The organism is Klebsiella sp. 141251 (assembly GCF_050600725.1).
GTDB lineage: Bacteria > Pseudomonadota > Gammaproteobacteria > Enterobacterales > Enterobacteriaceae > Klebsiella > Klebsiella aerogenes.
Genome location: NZ_JAQIRG010000001.1, coordinates 665,170 through 679,149 on the forward strand (window position 1 = coordinate 665,170; position 13,980 = coordinate 679,149).

17 protein-coding genes are annotated in these 13,980 nt (G+C 54.6%); 8 read left to right on the top strand and 9 right to left on the bottom strand.

Features of this window, described 5'->3' with window-relative positions; all coding sequences use genetic code 11:
• Positions 1-23 precede the first annotated feature (23 nt).
• Together deoR and ybjG are read right to left on the bottom strand one after the other, a co-directional pair.
• Complete coding sequence (gene deoR / locus PGR09_RS03205) at positions 24-782, bottom strand: DNA-binding transcriptional repressor DeoR (RefSeq protein ID WP_047064993.1); 759 nt, start codon at positions 780-782, stop codon at positions 24-26.
• Between the two features lie 86 nt (positions 783-868).
• The gene (gene ybjG / locus PGR09_RS03210; protein ID WP_430915786.1) at positions 869-1,462 is read right to left on the bottom strand and encodes an undecaprenyl-diphosphate phosphatase; all 594 of its coding nucleotides are present in this window, start codon (positions 1,460-1,462) and stop codon (positions 869-871) included.
• Between the two features lie 303 nt (positions 1,463-1,765).
• Here ybjG and kdeA point away from each other — a divergent pair, with 303 nt between their 5' ends.
• Positions 1,766-2,998: a multidrug efflux MFS transporter KdeA gene (gene kdeA / locus PGR09_RS03215; protein ID WP_015367543.1), complete on the top strand. Its 1,233-nt coding sequence runs from the start codon at positions 1,766-1,768 to the stop codon at positions 2,996-2,998.
• Between the two features lie 41 nt (positions 2,999-3,039).
• Here the strand turns inward: kdeA and PGR09_RS03220 are convergent, their stop codons facing one another.
• Positions 3,040-3,852: a Cof-type HAD-IIB family hydrolase gene (locus tag PGR09_RS03220; RefSeq protein WP_430915787.1), complete on the bottom strand. Its 813-nt coding sequence runs from the start codon at positions 3,850-3,852 to the stop codon at positions 3,040-3,042.
• Positions 3,852-5,054 (bottom strand): MFS transporter, encoded by a 1,203-nt coding sequence (locus PGR09_RS03225; RefSeq protein ID WP_045396346.1) that lies wholly within the window; start codon positions 5,052-5,054, stop codon positions 3,852-3,854. Before PGR09_RS03225 ends, PGR09_RS03220 begins: the two co-directional genes overlap by 1 nt.
• 114 nt (positions 5,055-5,168) lie before the next feature.
• On the opposite strand from PGR09_RS03225, the gene PGR09_RS03230 reads away from it, so the two are divergent.
• A complete protein-coding gene (locus tag PGR09_RS03230) occupies positions 5,169-5,723 on the top strand; it encodes a TetR/AcrR family transcriptional regulator (RefSeq protein WP_045396344.1) in 555 nt (184 codons plus the stop codon).
• Here the strand turns inward: PGR09_RS03230 and PGR09_RS03235 are convergent.
• Positions 5,716-6,513 (bottom strand): SDR family NAD(P)-dependent oxidoreductase, encoded by a 798-nt coding sequence (locus PGR09_RS03235; RefSeq protein ID WP_430915788.1) that lies wholly within the window; start codon positions 6,511-6,513, stop codon positions 5,716-5,718. The genes PGR09_RS03230 and PGR09_RS03235 overlap by 8 nt on opposite strands.
• A 211-nt stretch (positions 6,514-6,724) precedes the next feature.
• Between PGR09_RS03235 and PGR09_RS03240 the strand changes: the two genes are divergently transcribed.
• A complete protein-coding gene (locus PGR09_RS03240; RefSeq protein ID WP_063415072.1) occupies positions 6,725-6,946 on the top strand; it encodes a hypothetical protein in 222 nt (73 codons plus the stop codon).
• A gap of 75 nt (positions 6,947-7,021) precedes the next feature.
• Here PGR09_RS03240 and PGR09_RS03245 read toward each other — a convergent pair whose 3' ends face one another.
• The 3 genes from PGR09_RS03245 to PGR09_RS03255 form a co-directional block, all read right to left on the bottom strand.
• Positions 7,022-7,357, bottom strand: a complete 336-nt coding sequence (locus PGR09_RS03245) for a hypothetical protein (protein WP_045396334.1) — start codon at positions 7,355-7,357, stop codon at positions 7,022-7,024.
• Between the two features lie 172 nt (positions 7,358-7,529).
• A complete protein-coding gene (locus PGR09_RS03250) occupies positions 7,530-8,228 on the bottom strand; it encodes a DUF6216 family protein (RefSeq protein ID WP_430915789.1) in 699 nt (232 codons plus the stop codon).
• A gap of 397 nt (positions 8,229-8,625) precedes the next feature.
• Positions 8,626-10,311 carry an aspartate:alanine antiporter gene (locus tag PGR09_RS03255; RefSeq protein ID WP_015704851.1) on the bottom strand — a complete coding sequence of 562 codons (1,686 nt, stop codon included), beginning with the start codon at positions 10,309-10,311 and terminating at the stop codon, positions 8,626-8,628.
• 266 nt (positions 10,312-10,577) lie between these two features.
• On the opposite strand from PGR09_RS03255, the gene PGR09_RS03260 reads away from it, so the two are divergent.
• Positions 10,578-10,961 carry an inner membrane protein YbjM gene (locus tag PGR09_RS03260; protein WP_015367534.1) on the top strand — a complete coding sequence of 128 codons (384 nt, stop codon included), beginning with the start codon at positions 10,578-10,580 and terminating at the stop codon, positions 10,959-10,961.
• Between the two features lie 6 nt (positions 10,962-10,967).
• On the opposite strand, the gene PGR09_RS03265 is transcribed toward PGR09_RS03260, so the two are convergent.
• Positions 10,968-11,231 carry a GrxA family glutaredoxin gene (locus PGR09_RS03265; protein ID WP_045396328.1) on the bottom strand — a complete coding sequence of 88 codons (264 nt, stop codon included), beginning with the start codon at positions 11,229-11,231 and terminating at the stop codon, positions 10,968-10,970.
• 186 nt (positions 11,232-11,417) lie between these two features.
• Here PGR09_RS03265 and PGR09_RS03270 point away from each other — a divergent pair, with 186 nt between their 5' ends.
• The 4 genes from PGR09_RS03270 (at position 11,418) to PGR09_RS03285 (ending at position 13,957) form a co-directional block, all read left to right on the top strand.
• Positions 11,418-11,708 (top strand): YbjC family protein, encoded by a 291-nt coding sequence (locus tag PGR09_RS03270; protein ID WP_045396326.1) that lies wholly within the window; start codon positions 11,418-11,420, stop codon positions 11,706-11,708.
• On the top strand, positions 11,692-12,414 hold the full coding sequence (gene nfsA, locus PGR09_RS03275) for a nitroreductase NfsA (protein ID WP_047049066.1): 723 nt from the start codon (positions 11,692-11,694) through the stop codon (positions 12,412-12,414). Before PGR09_RS03270 ends, nfsA begins: the two co-directional genes overlap by 17 nt.
• Positions 12,415-12,480: 66 nt before the next feature.
• On the top strand, positions 12,481-13,383 hold the full coding sequence (gene rimK / locus PGR09_RS03280) for a 30S ribosomal protein S6--L-glutamate ligase (RefSeq protein WP_015367529.1): 903 nt from the start codon (positions 12,481-12,483) through the stop codon (positions 13,381-13,383).
• 88 nt (positions 13,384-13,471) lie between these two features.
• A complete protein-coding gene (locus tag PGR09_RS03285) occupies positions 13,472-13,957 on the top strand; it encodes a YbjN domain-containing protein (RefSeq protein ID WP_015367528.1) in 486 nt (161 codons plus the stop codon).
• The last annotated feature ends 23 nt before the right edge of the window (positions 13,958-13,980 follow it).

Consider the following 13,980-nt stretch of genomic DNA (forward strand, 5'->3'; position numbering starts at 1 on the left):
AGACCGCGCCCGACGGGGCGCGGTTAGTACAGCAGTGATATTTGCTTTTCTTTTGCCATCGCTAGCAGGTCGTCATCCGGACGAACGTCGCTGGCGATGACGTCAAAACGCGATAACTCCCCCATCCGCGCCGGCCGCACTTTGCCAAACTTGCTATGATCGACCACCAGCACATGGTAGCGAGCATTATTCATGGCCCAGTGTTTCACCGGCAGCTCTTCCAGGTTATAGCAGGTCGCTCCCTGCTCGCAGTCGATACCGGCGGCAGAATAGTAGGCGATATCCGGGCTGAGGTGGCTCAGGGTATCCTGCAGACTGAGCGGCAAAAAGATGGCATTGCTGGCGTGGAATTCGCCGCCGCACAGAATAGCGCGGCACAGCGGTTTTTCCTGCAGGGCGAGAAAGGTATTTAACGAGTAGCACACGCCGGTAAACGGCAGCTCGTTATCGATGGCGTCGATTATCCATGGCGTGGTGGTGCCGCAGTCAAAAAAGGCCATCTGATGCGCTTCAAGCAGCCCGGCGGCATGGCGCGCAGCGCGGCGCTTTTCATCCACCAGACGGGTTTTCTGATCGCTCAGCAGGTAGTGCGTGGCGCTACGCGGTTCCAGCACGATGTAACCGCCCAACAGCACCACAGGGCCGCTGTGGCCGTTCAAATCGCGACGAATGGTCATTTCTGATACGCCAAGCAGCGAAGCTGCTTCTTTCAGGTGAAGTTTATCGCTGCGCTTGAGTGCCTGAATGAGCTGGTTAATGCGTTCGTCACGACGAGTTTCCATATACCCTCTGAGCTAAAATCGCCCTGCAAGGGCAGGGCGTCAGCTTGATTTTACCCGGCGGCGAGGGGTTCGTCACCTGTCAGACGTTAGCCGCGTACCCAGCCTTTACGAATCGGCAGCGAGAAGCAGAGACGATACAGGCGCTGCAGCCATTGGTAGAGGCCATGACCGCCGCTCTGCCACAGCAGTTGCGCGCCAAGGCAGCCGCACATGCCGGCCAGCAGCCCGCCCAACATATCCAGCGGCCAGTGTACTCCCAGATAGACGCGTGACCATGCAATCGCCGAAGCGATGACCAGCAGCAGCACGCCGGACCACACGCGGTGCCAGAACAAAAACGCCAGCGCGAAGGTAAAGATGACGGTGCCGTGATCGCTTGGGAATGAGTCATCCGCCGCATGATGCAGGAAATTGTAGCCGACGCCGTCAACAAACGGCCGGTCATGCGGAAACAGATGACCGATAACCCACGAAATAGACAGGCCCAGGGCCAGGGCCAGCATGACCTTGAATACCAGTTGACGCTGGTTTGGCCCCCACAGCCACAGCGCCACCACCAGCAGCGGCACAATGATAATTAAGTCTTTGGCAATAAACGTGGCGACCTCAATTGCCCACCACGAGGAGGCCGGGGTGGCGTTAATCAGGGCAAACAGCGCGTAGTTGATATTTTCCAGCATGCTTCCAGTCTCTGGTTACGATAGCAATAAGCCGCTCACCTTATTGAAAGGTAACGATGGGGTAAAGCAGCATTGTCTTAATTATCAGTTTGTTACGAAATATAGCCGTGAGATGCCCTTGCCGGTATTTCGCCATAGCAAGTATATCGGCTGTAATCTCATTGAAACATAAACGAAATATAAATATTCGTTTCATGCCGGACTGCGGGCTGGCGATATTTTTCATTGTCACTCACAATTCACTATCTCCACGGGTCGACTTTCATTAAACTTTGCGCGATTTTTTTTTAATTAAGAGATTGCATGCAGAATTATTCGCTATCAGGTAAACGCCTCGGTCGTCAGGCGTTGCTGTTCCCGCTGTGCCTTGTGTTATATGAATTCTCCACCTATATCGGCAACGATATGATCCAACCGGGTATGCTCGCGGTGGTGCAGGAGTTTCAGGTCGGCAATGAGTGGGTCCCCACCTCTATGACCGCCTATCTGGCGGGGGGGATGTTTTTGCAGTGGCTGCTGGGGCCGCTGTCGGATCGTATTGGCCGCCGCCCGGTGATGCTGACCGGGGTGGTGTGGTTTATCGTCACCTGTCTGGCGACGCTGCTGGCGCAAACCATTGAGCAATTTACCCTGCTGCGTTTCCTGCAGGGCATCAGCCTGTGCTTTATCGGCGCGGTGGGATATGCGGCTATCCAGGAGTCGTTTGAGGAGGCGGTGTGTATCAAAATCACCGCCCTGATGGCTAACGTCGCGCTGATTGCGCCGCTGCTCGGGCCGCTGGTCGGCGCCGCCTGGGTGCATATGCTGCCGTGGGAGATGATGTTCGTGCTGTTCGCCGTGCTGGCGGCCATCTCCTTTGTCGGGCTACAGCGGGCGATGCCGGAAACGGCGACGCGGATGGGGGAAAAACTGTCGGTAAAAGAGCTGGGGCGCGACTATCGTCTGGTGTTGAAAAACCTGCGCTTTGTCGCCGGGGCGCTGGCGACCGGTTTTGTTAGCCTGCCGCTGCTGGCGTGGATTGCGCAATCGCCGGTCATTATTATTAGCGGCGAGCAGGCCACCAGCTATGAGTACGGTATGCTGCAGGTGCCGATTTTCGGCGCGCTGATCGCCGGCAACCTGGTACTGGCGCGTCTGACTTCACGCCGTTCGGTACGCTCGCTGATTATTATGGGCGGCTGGCCGATAATGTTTGGCCTGCTTCTGTCGGCGGCGGCCACGGTCGTCTCGTCCCATGCTTATCTGTGGATGACCGCCGGTCTGAGCTTCTACGCTTTCGGGATTGGTCTGGCTAACGCCGGGCTGGTGCGCTTAACGCTGTTCGCCAGCGAGATGAGTAAAGGAACGGTTTCGGCGGCGATGGGCATGCTGCAGATGCTGATCTTTACCGTGGGCATTGAGCTTAGCAAGCATGCTTATGAGCTTGGCGGTAACGGCCTGTTCAGCCTGTTTAACCTGCTGGGCGGGGTGCTATGGCTGGGGCTGATTATTTACTTCCTGAAAGATAAAAGCGTCGGCAGTTCGCAGCAGGCGTGATACGTAGCAAACCCGGATGCCCAAAGGCATCCGGGGATTCATCAGGCGAACGGCGCTTCGCGATTCAATACCTTATCGATAATCTGCAATACGCCTTCTTCGTTATTATGCGGCGCATGATGGCTGGCGACGGTTTTGACCTCCGCTTTGGCATTCGCCATGGCGAAGCCAAAGCCGGCATGCTGCAACATTTCAATATCATTGCCGCTATCGCCGAAGGCCACCACTTCATGATTATCAATACCCCAGCGCTCCTGCAAAATGCGCAGGCCGTTGGCTTTATGCACGCCAGGGATGATTAAATCGATACTGCCGTAACCGGTGGCGACGGCGGTAACCATATCGCCCAGCGCCGCGTGTAGCTTCGGCTGAATTTGCGGAATCAGATGATCCGGCACGTTCAGGCCGAATTTGAGGATCGCGTCATCGAGATGGTTAAAATCATCCACCAGTTCGAGACGGTGATAGTACTTCGCCGCCACCGCTTTTAGCTCGTCGTTATAGCTATTGAGCGTATAGGCGCTGCGTTTGCCGCAGGCGATAATTTCGATATGCGGCAGCGTTTGCAGGTGGTCGACGACGGCGTTGAAATGCGTCGTCGGCAGCTGGCAGTTAAAGATATCCTCTTTACCGCTTACAACCCAACCGCCGTTTTCGGCGACGAAGGCGATTTCATCGACCAGCTCCGGGAAGAACGATATCAGCTGGTAATACTGGTTGCCGCTGGCGACCACGAAGCGAATGCCCTGTTCGCGCATGCGCTGATACTGCGCCAGAAAACGTGGGCGATTATAGGTTTTGGCATCGCTTAAAAAGGTGCCGTCCATGTCTACCGCAATCAGTTTGATGCTCATTAGCTATTCTCCATCACAGGTTCGGGCTGCGGTTTAGCTACCGCGCGGGCTACCAGCGCCGCCACCATGACTAGTCCCAGTACTACCATCATGGCGCTACGCAGGCCAAAGTGTTCGCCAAGGAAGCCCAGCAGCGGCGGCCCGACGAGAAAAGCCAGATAGCCGGTAATCGCCACGACGCTCACGCGTTTAGGCGCATCCGGGCCGGTATCGCTGGCGGCGGAAATGGTGAGCGGAAAACCAAGCGACGCGCCGAGCCCCCACAGCAGTACCGATACCCCAGCGACCCAGGTGCTGTCGACAAAAATAATCAGCCCGATGCCCAGCGCGCCCATTACCGCGCTGGCGCGTACCACGGCGACGCGGCTGTAGCGGTCGATAAACCAGCCGCCGGTGAAGCGGCCGAGGGTCATGCCGAGGGTGAAACCGGCGTAAATCAGCGAACCGGAAGTGGGGCTAAAGCCATGGCCGTCGACCATCAGCAGGGGCAGCCAGTCGTTGGCGGAACCTTCGGCAAAGGCCATCGCCAGAACGATTACGCCGATCAGCAATAGCTGCGCGTCGCGCCAGACCGGTAGGCCTTTGGCCTCGCTATGGGCGGATTCGGCGGCGTTTTTGCCGGTACCGTCGGGGATGGCGCGAATGGCGATAAGGATAGGAGCAATCGCTACCAGCGCGGCGATCAGAATATGCGGCGCGGCGGGCAGGCCAAAACCGGTCACCGCCATACCGATGCCGGCGCCCACCAGGGTGCCGAAGCTATAAAAACCGTGCATCATCGGCAGCACAGTTTTATTCATTTCCCGTTCAACGGCGGCGCCTTCGACGTTAATCGCCACTTCCGCCGAGCCGAAGCTGGCGCCGAAGATAGCCAGCCCGAAGGCGAACAGCGGCGCGGAGGCGAGCCACAGCGCGAGGCTTAGCACCAGCATGCCCGCCACGGCGCATAACATGGTGGTGCGGATAACTTTACGGGTGCCGAAGCGTTTAACCAGCCATGCAGAACAGAGAATGCCGCTCATCGAACCGATCGACAGGCCAAACAGCACCATCCCCATCTCAGCAGTGGAAAGGGTTAGTAAATCGCGAATCGCGGGCGTACGGGTGGCCCAGGAGGCCATCAATAAGCCGGGGATAAAAAAGAACATAAATAGCGCCCACAGCCGAAGCTGGAGGGCTTTGCGAGAAGTTTGCGCCGTCATCCATAAACGCCCGAGAAAGAAGAGTTGCAGACAACAGTAGCAAGGTTGTGTACATTTGTACACATTCCGCTATCGCTTGACCTGCATAGCGCACAGAGGGGAAAAAACACACCGATGACCCGCAGACCGAACGATCCGCAGCGGCGCGAGCGCATCCTGCAGGCGACGCTGGATACCATCGCCGCGCACGGTATTCACGCGGTGACGCACCGTAAAATCGCCAGCTGCGCCGGGGTACCGCTGGGCTCGCTGACCTATTATTTTAGCGGTATTGAGGCGCTGATTGAGGAAGCGTTTCGTAACTTCACCGTCGAAATGTCGGCGCAGTATCAGCAATTCTTCAACGGCGTAGGGAGCCGCGAGCAGGCCTGCGACGCTATCGCCGAACTTATCTTCAGCGCCCAGGTGACCACCGCGCGCAATATGGAGTTAATGTACCAGCTATACGCGTTTTGCAGCAGCCGACCGGCGCTGAAAGCGGTCATGCAGAGCTGGATGCTGCGCAGCCAGCAGACGCTGGAGCAGTGGTTCGAACCGGCGACGGCGCGCGGGCTGGATGCGTTTATCGAGGGGATGACGCTACACTTCGTGACCGATAGCGCGCCGCTGTCGAAAGCGGCCATTCGCCTGATGGTCGGGCGGCTGGCGGGGGAGAATAGCGCTAGCTAAGCGTCGCCCCCGCGGTGACGTTAACCACCGTGGCGGTCATCGCCGCCGCCGACGGTGAGGCGAGAAAGGTGATGACCCCGGCTATCTGCGCGAGCGTCGGCAACCGCTGTAGCATCGTGCCGTGCGCCGCACCACCCAGCCACTGTTCGACGCTCAAGCCCAGCGCCTGCGCTTTAGGCGCAAACACCTCGGCAGTATAAGAACCCGCCAGCACCGCATCCGCTATCGCGTGTGACCGCACGCCGAGCACGCGGATATTTTTCGCCCCCAGTTCGCTGGCCAGCGCTTTGATAAAGGCTTCCATTGCGGCGCAGCCGACGATATGGCCAAGGTGTCCAGGAACGGCCATCGTCGCGGAAGGAGGAATAGTGGTAATTATGACGCCCTCGCGTTCGCCACCCATCCACGGCGCTACAGCCTTAGCAATAGTAAATTGGGCATCAAGAAAGGGGACAAAACCCTGGCGATACTCGGCAAGGGATAATTGTGCCAGCGTTTTTCCCTGATCGTGGAGAAAGCCGGTGGCATTAACTACGATATCAATCCCGCCGGTTCGCCCGGCCAGGTTGGCCACCTGCCCGGCGGTTTGCCCGCCATCCAGCACATCCAGTTGCAGAGTCTCGACGATACCTCCAGCTGCGCGAACCTCAGCCGCTGCCTTTTCCAGCTTATCCGCCTGCCGGGCGGCCAGAAAGATCTGTGCGCCTTCTTTCGCCATGGCGAGCGCCGCCGCGCGGCCAATCGCGCCGCTGCCGCCGAAAATTACCACGGTCTTATCTTTAAGCAACATGGAGAGCGCCTTATGTGGGAGTGGATCAGCAAAGTATGGGTGAAAAAATAGACTTCGCAAGGGTGAAAAGCTGACATTTAACGATTGATTTTTTTATTAGTGGTTTATTTAACATGTTGATTTAATGGTGAAAAAAATTAAATTATTACTGGATGATGAGCATGCTTTCGATTAGCCTTGGGTTACCTGATGCAGGGATAAGAGAGAGCCAATGAAACCGAAAAGATTCTCTTCAAGCTATGTTTGTAAAAAGATCTGCATTCATGCAATCAATATGTTTGAAGCTGTCGGAACGGGCAGCTTCTCTATCGCCGCTTTTGTTTGTTTTGTTGCTCTGGATGGCTGGTTATTCAAGCTGGGTGGTTTCGCCATCTGTTTTACGCTGGTGTGCTTGATAAGCTTTATCGCCGATTATTTAAGAGGGGATATTTAAGTGGCATGTTGAGGACATATCAGTTATACAACATAGGGAGAACGTATCGTACTAATGAAAAAACTGCTTGTTAAATTAATTTGGGTAGAGTTTCTTTCTTAAGAATGTTATCGCTTTCCATGAAAGCGGGTAAGGTGTTGCTAATAGTGCAAAGGCGCAGCAAACTGCAGTCACAGTAAAGTAAGCCAGCCCATTACCGGTATTATTAGTCAGCGTCGCGTAGCTGCAAAAGATAAGCAGGGCAATGATGATGATACAGGACATGTAAAAACGACGCCTCAGTTCTTCCAACAAGGCCTGCAGGCTTTGATCTTTACGTTGTGGACTCTCAAGTCCTTTACGCAGCACATTGATCTCTTTGCTGGTAAAACCGTGCTCCTGAAGTTTTTGTTCCTGCTGTACATCAATCATGTTTTACCTTCAACCGATATACCTGTTAATCGTTGCGGATAATAATATCAACAATTATCACAGGATGATAGGCTCTGCAGTTCCAGTAACAATATTACCGGAACTGGTAATATACATCGTGCAAATGACAAATGTAACAGAGTTCTCACCCCCTAAGCTAAAGGTTGGAGTGCTATGTTAGATAGTCATAGGCTTTTTCATGCTCCCGGATAATGAATTTTTTAAGTCTGAGAGTATATATTAACGTCAATATTAAGCTAATTATGAACCATATGCAGCCAACGGTAATGATCGAGATGAGAAAGGTGATGATAGGTTTATTGTGAGTGGTATCTTTAATGGATTTCTTTATTTTGTTTTTGTCATCTGTATTGGTGAAGGATTCACAAATAAATTTCCCTAGTTGTGGTGTTATAGTTTTTTCATTTGCCAGTTGCGTGGCCTCGCCAGAGATACAGCTTTTTTCTGTGAGATGCCACGAGGGATGGAATGCGTGTTCTGATGCTTCTGTTTCCGAGATTAAAAACCATTCATCCGTTTCTTTAAGAATTAAAGATGTCCAGCCCGGACGTATTTGTAATAGCTTGACGCCATAATATGAACTGGTTGCGAAACTGGCTAAAAGAAATAATAACACGACAGAAAACAATATCACATTTGCGCGAGTCAGTCTGGGTATCTCCTTTGTCGATATTTTGATCATGAAAAAGCGAATTCTCCATGTGCTTAATTTGGCTTTTATATATATATCATCGATGTCATCTAAAGGTTTGTTTAAGTAATTTAAAATGGCTTTTATGATGGGCAGGGCGGCAATAATCGTCCCTATCATTTCTTTACTGAATATATTAATAAGACTTTGAGTTAACATCTGAATTCCTTATCAGTAGAAGTAAAGTATCAACACTACGTTTTTACATAGCAGGATAAGTACGTCAATTCAATAGCAGTAACTATCGGACGTTGAGGAAGCGCTTTTCTGCGAGGAGAAAGCAAGACCAGATACTGCTGTTAAGACGTGTGCGGTTTTCACGGGAAGGTCATCGCCATTCAGGAACGAGTTGTCTGCTAAGAGGTTGATTCTAAGGAAGCTGAACTTCAGGCAACAAAAAACCCATCAACCTTGAACCTAAACGGCGGGGTTGATGGGCTCCACAAAATGGGGACATCAAAGAAAAGCAGTGGCACTAGTTATGACTGACGTCCTGGGAAAAAGTTCTGTTCATCACCGATTTTTTTGCGAAAAAGTTAAAAATTTTCGGCCGGGGCTAGCCAAGGCCCGGCCAGATGATGACGATCAACGTACCGGCAAGGGTGAGCAGCACGTTGGCGATAGCGTAGGTGCCAGCGTAGCCGAGCGCGGGAATATTGCTCCGTGCGGTATCGCTGATAATTTCCATCGCCGGGGCGCAGGTACGCGCGCCCATCATCGCGCCGAACAGCATCGCGCGGTTCATGCGTAGCACATAGGCGCCGAACAGGAAGCAGATCACCACCGGCACCAGGCTGACGATAAGGCCGGCGGCCAGCATTTGCCCGCCAATGGCGCCCAGACCGTTATTAATACCCGCGCCGGCGCTCAGGCCGACCCCGGCCATAAACACCATCAGACCGAACTCCTTAACCATGTTCAATGCGCCCTGCGGGATATAGCCGAAGGTCGGATGGTTGGCACGCAGGAAGCCAAGCATAATGCCGGCGAACAGCAGGCCGGCGGCGTTACCGATGCCGAAGCTGAACGAGCTGAACTGGAAGGTGATCATGCCGATCATCAGGCCGACGATAAAGAAGGCGCAGAAAGCCAGCAGATCGGTCACCTGGCTATGAATCGAAATAAAGCCGATGCGGTCAGCGACGGTTTTTACGCGGCGGGCGTCGCCGCTCACCTGCAGCACGTCGCCTTTATTGAGCACCACGTTATCGTCGATTGGCATCTCAATCTGGCTGCGGATCACCCGGTTTAAGAAACAGCCGTGATCGGTCAGCTTCAGCTGCGCCAGGCGGCGGCCGACGGCGTTATGATTCTTAACCACAATCTCTTCGGTGACGATACGCATATCGAGCAGGTCGCGGTCAAACACCTCTTTACCGTTACGGAAGCTTGGGTCGAGGCGGGCATGGGCGTCCGGGTAGCCAACCAGCGCGATATCGTCGCCCATCTGCAGTACCGCGTCGCCATCCGGGTTCGCCAGGATACCGTTACGACGAATACGCTCGATATAGCAGCCGGTCTGGCGGTAAATCCCCAGCTCACGAAGATTTTTGCCGTCCGCCCACGCGACCAATTCCGGGCCGACGCGGTAGGCGCGGATAACCGGCAGATAGACTTTACGCTTGGAGTCGGTATCCAGACCGCGCTCGCGGGCGATCTGCTGGGCGCTGGTCTGCAGATCCTGATGCTGCAGCTTCGGCATATAGCGCGCGCCGACGATCAGGCTCACCAGGCCAACCAGGTAGGTCAGGGCGTAGCCGAGGCTCAGGTGGTCAAGCGACTGCGCCAGCTGATCGCTGGGCAGGCCAAAGTGGCGTAGGGTATCGCCAGCGCCCACCAGCACCGGGGTGGAGGTCATAGCGCCCGCCAGCATCCCGGCGGTCAGGCCGATGTCCCAGCCAAACAATTTGCCCAGCCCCATAGCGATTAACATCGCGCTGGCCACCATCACCAGCGCCAGCATCAGATAGTTTTTGCCGTCGCGGAAAAAAATCGAAAAAAAGTTGGGGCCCGCTTCGACGCCGACGCAGAAAATAAACAGCATAAAGCCAAGATTTAGCGCATCAGTGTTAATGGCGAAGTGCTGCTGACCTAATAATAAAGAAACGACTAAAACGCCAATGGAATTACCAAGTTGTACTGACCCGAGGCGAAGTTTCCCCAGGCAAAGACCCAGTGCGAGTACAACAAACAATAACAGGATGTAATTCCCGTTTAACAAATCTGCGACGTTTATATTCACGAAAGCCAACTTCTCGTTTACTAGTAAGTTGTTGAAGGAAATGGTTTTTTGGTCTAAGGTTGCTCAAGCGTTCGCACTATGCCGAACGTTATTCTGGCATCCCGTTAATACCGATAAAACAGTGCCGCTAGTTTAATCTTTCCTGGTTGCTGCGGCTAGTCACAATCGTTTTACTCTGACGGGAGCGTTATAAGCATGGACTGCCAGAATGCTATTTCTGACTGGATGAAGTGAAAGATAGTTAGAGGCGAAATCAGGAGGATGTCGTGAAATCTGAGCGCGCGTGGGCCGGTATAATTTGTGGGTTCTTTCTGTTTATTGTGGTCTGTTTATCGCTGTTGCTGCATATGAAAGGGGCTTTTCGGCAAACGGGCAACCCCGAGCTTGGGCTGCTTTTCTTTGTGCTGCCTGGGGCGGTGGCGAGCTGCTTATCCCCCGGCCGGCGCGTCATACGTCCGCTGATTGGCGCCATGCTGGCGGCACCGGTTTGTTTGGTGGTGATGCGGATGTTCTTTATTACTCATCGATCGTTCTGGCAAGAACTGGCGTGGTTATTTAGCGCGGTGTTCTGGTGCGCGCTTGGGGCGCTATGCTTTTTATTTATTTGCGTCTGGCTGGACGCCAGACGCAGGCACTCAACGGAAGAGTAAAAATTCTCAAGCGAACAGGCCGAGATTCTCTTTCGCCCAGGCTTCGAAATCCGTGCAGCCGCCGATGTGTTTCTGATCGACGAAAATCTGCGGTACGGTTTCTACCGGCTTACCGACGGTTTTTTCCAGATCGGCTTTGCTGATGCCTTCCGCGTGGATATCAATGTAGCGATAGCTGAAGTCATCGCGCTCGTTGCTCAGTTTCTCGGCCAGCTCTTTGGCGCGAACGCAATACGGGCAACCTGGGCGACCAAAAATAACGGTAAACATGCTTCTCTCCTTAAATCTCAGCCGGATGGCGAATGTGGCTATGATGCCGCGTTCCGTTAACAAGGGAAAGCAGGTTTTACCTTTTATAGCGATGGTTGCGGGTTATGCTTGATAAATATCATCTGCTGCAAGACCCTACACAGACGCGCCAGCGATGCGCGTGGCATGAGTATATTGAGGAGCGTTATGCGATCGCCTGCCGCATTACCCAAAAGCATTCTGATTGTTGAGCTCGTCGGCATGGCGCTGCTGACGCTGGCCTGGCTGTCGTTGAACCACTATGTTCAGCTGCCGGCGCCGTTTGCCAGCCCGACGGCGGCGCTTATCATGATCTTTGCCGGGATCCTGCTGATGATCCCGGCGGCGATAGCCTTAATGTGGCGAATAGCGAAAATTGTCGCGCCGCAGTTGACCGATAATAAGACCTCATCTTCTACCCCGTCCGAAAGAGAAAAACGCCATGACGCCGACCATTGATCTGCTGCGCCACCACCGTTCCATCCGCCATTTTACCGACGCGCCGATTAGCGACCAACAGCGTGAGGCGATCATCGCCGGGGCGCAAGGGGCGTCCAGCTCCAGTTTTTTACAATGTACCTCGATTATTCGCATTACCGACCCGCAGCTGCGTGAGCAGCTGGTTCCGTTGACCGGCGGCCAGCAGCACGTGGCGCAGGCGGCGGAGTTTTGGGTGTTCTGCGCCGATTTCAACCGCCACCTGCAAATTTGCCCACAAGCGCAGTTGGGGCTGGCTGAACAGCTGCTGCTGGGCGTCGTCGACACCGCGCTAATGGCGCAGAATGCCTTAATCGCCGCGGAATCCCTGGGATTAGGCGGCGTTTATATTGGCGGCCTGCGCAATAACATTGACGCGGTAACCGAGCTGCTGCAGCTGCCGAAACACGTTTTACCGCTGTTTGGCCTGTGCCTTGGCTGGCCTGCTGACGACCCGCAGGTTAAGCCGCGTATTCCGCCTGCGATGCTGGTGCATGAGAATCACTACCAGCCGCTTGATCAACAGGTGCTGGCGCAGTATGACGAACAGCTGGCGGATTATTATCTGTCGCGCGGCAGTAATACCCGCCGCGATACCTGGAGCGACCATATCCGCCGCACCATCATCAAAGAGAGCCGGCCGTTTATTCTCGACTATTTGCATAAACAGGGCTGGGCAACGCGCTGATTCCCTATACACTTCACCCTGCAAACGCAGAGTGCTGGTTGCCAGTTATTTTCTAAGAGGTGTTGGGTGAAAATCGCTATATTATCCCGGGATGGAACGCTTTATTCTTGCCGCCGCTTGCGTGAAGCCGCGCAAAAACGCGGGCATCAGGTCGAGATCCTCGATCCGCTCTCCTGCTATATGAGCGTCAGCCCGGTTGCCTCCTCAATTCACTACAAAGGGCGACAGTTGCCCCATTTTGATGCAGTCATTCCGCGTATCGGCACGGCCATCACCTATTACGGCACCGCCGCGCTGCGGCAGTTCGAGCTGCTGGGCAGTTATCCGCTAAACGAGTCGGTGGCGATTACCCGCGCCCGCGATAAGCTGCGCTCGTTGCAGCTGCTGGCGCGTCAGGGAATCGATCTACCGGTCACCGGTATTGCCCACTCGCCGGACGACACCAGCGATCTGATCGCGATGGTCGGCGGCGCGCCGCTGGTGGTGAAGTTAGTCGAGGGGACGCAGGGGATCGGCGTGGTGCTGGCGGAAACGCGACAGGCGGCGGAAAGCGTGATTGACGCCTTCCGGGGTCTCAATGCGCACATTCTGGTGCAAGAATATATCGCTGAGGCAAAAGGGTGCGATATCCGCTGCCTGGTGGTTGGCGATGAGGTGGTGGCGGCGATTGAACGGCGGGCGAAGGAGGGCGATTTTCGCTCTAACCTGCACCGCGGCGGCGTCGCCACTACGGCCACGCTTAGCGATCAGGAGCGGGAGATGGCGATTAAAGCGGCGCAAACGCTGGGTCTGGACGTGGCAGGCGTGGATATTCTGCGCGCCCACCGCGGCCCGCTGGTGATGGAAGTTAACGCCTCGCCGGGGCTGGAAGGGATTGAAACCACCACTCACGTCGATATTGCCGGGCGAATGATCGCGTGGATCGAGCGCCAGGCCACGCCTGGATATTGTCTAAAAATGGGAGGGTAGCGTCACTTCGTTATCCTTTCATGGAATGCGACGCATTTTTTGCGTAAGCTATGCGTCGTTTTTTATCCAGCAAGAGGTCACAGGCACTATGGATTCACTGGTCGTTCCGGGTCTTGATACGTTACGTCATTGGCTCGACGAGTTAGGCATCAGTTTTTTTGAGTGCGACTCCTGCCAGGCGTTGCACCTGCCGCATATGCAGAATTTCGACGGTATTTTCGATGCCAAAATCGACCTGCTGGACAACGTGGTGCTGTTTTCGGCGCTGGCGGAAGTGAAGCCTTCTGCGCTGCTGCCGCTGTCGGCGGACCTGTCGGCGATCAACGCCAGTTCGCTGACCGTAAAAGCGTTCCTTGATATTCAGGATGATAACCTGCCGAAGCTGGTGGTCTGCCAGGCGCTGCCCGTTGGCGCGGGCGTCACTCTCGAACAGTTTGCCTGGTTCTTCCGCCAGAGCGAAGAGCAGGTCTCGATGGTCATTCTGGAAGCCGGCGCCAATCAGCTGCTATATAAAGCGGAAGAGCAGGAAGAAGAGGCCGCAGCCGAAGAAGTGCAATACCATTTTCTGCACTAACTAATAAAAGCAGCCGCTGCGAC

Bases quoted from the DNA above. Each gene is read 5' to 3' on its own strand.
- deoR (WP_047064993.1), bottom strand. From the start codon at position 782: ATGGAAACTCGTCGTGACGAACGCATTAACCAGCTCATTCAGGCACTC.
- ybjG (WP_430915786.1), bottom strand. From the start codon at position 1,462: ATGCTGGAAAATATCAACTACGCGCTGTTTGCCCTGATTAACGCCACC.
- kdeA (WP_015367543.1), top strand. From the start codon at position 1,766: ATGCAGAATTATTCGCTATCAGGTAAACGCCTCGGTCGTCAGGCGTTG.
- PGR09_RS03220 (WP_430915787.1), bottom strand. From the start codon at position 3,852: ATGAGCATCAAACTGATTGCGGTAGACATGGACGGCACCTTTTTAAGC.
- PGR09_RS03225 (WP_045396346.1), bottom strand. From the start codon at position 5,054: ATGACGGCGCAAACTTCTCGCAAAGCCCTCCAGCTTCGGCTGTGGGCG.
- PGR09_RS03230 (WP_045396344.1), top strand. From the start codon at position 5,169: ATGACCCGCAGACCGAACGATCCGCAGCGGCGCGAGCGCATCCTGCAG.
- PGR09_RS03235 (WP_430915788.1), bottom strand. From the start codon at position 6,513: ATGTTGCTTAAAGATAAGACCGTGGTAATTTTCGGCGGCAGCGGCGCG.
- PGR09_RS03240 (WP_063415072.1), top strand. From the start codon at position 6,725: ATGAAACCGAAAAGATTCTCTTCAAGCTATGTTTGTAAAAAGATCTGC.
- PGR09_RS03245 (WP_045396334.1), bottom strand. From the start codon at position 7,357: ATGATTGATGTACAGCAGGAACAAAAACTTCAGGAGCACGGTTTTACC.
- PGR09_RS03250 (WP_430915789.1), bottom strand. From the start codon at position 8,228: ATGTTAACTCAAAGTCTTATTAATATATTCAGTAAAGAAATGATAGGG.
- PGR09_RS03265 (WP_045396328.1), bottom strand. From the start codon at position 11,231: ATGTTTACCGTTATTTTTGGTCGCCCAGGTTGCCCGTATTGCGTTCGC.
- PGR09_RS03270 (WP_045396326.1), top strand. From the start codon at position 11,418: ATGCGATCGCCTGCCGCATTACCCAAAAGCATTCTGATTGTTGAGCTC.
- nfsA (WP_047049066.1), top strand. From the start codon at position 11,692: ATGACGCCGACCATTGATCTGCTGCGCCACCACCGTTCCATCCGCCAT.
- PGR09_RS03285 (WP_015367528.1), top strand. From the start codon at position 13,472: ATGGATTCACTGGTCGTTCCGGGTCTTGATACGTTACGTCATTGGCTC.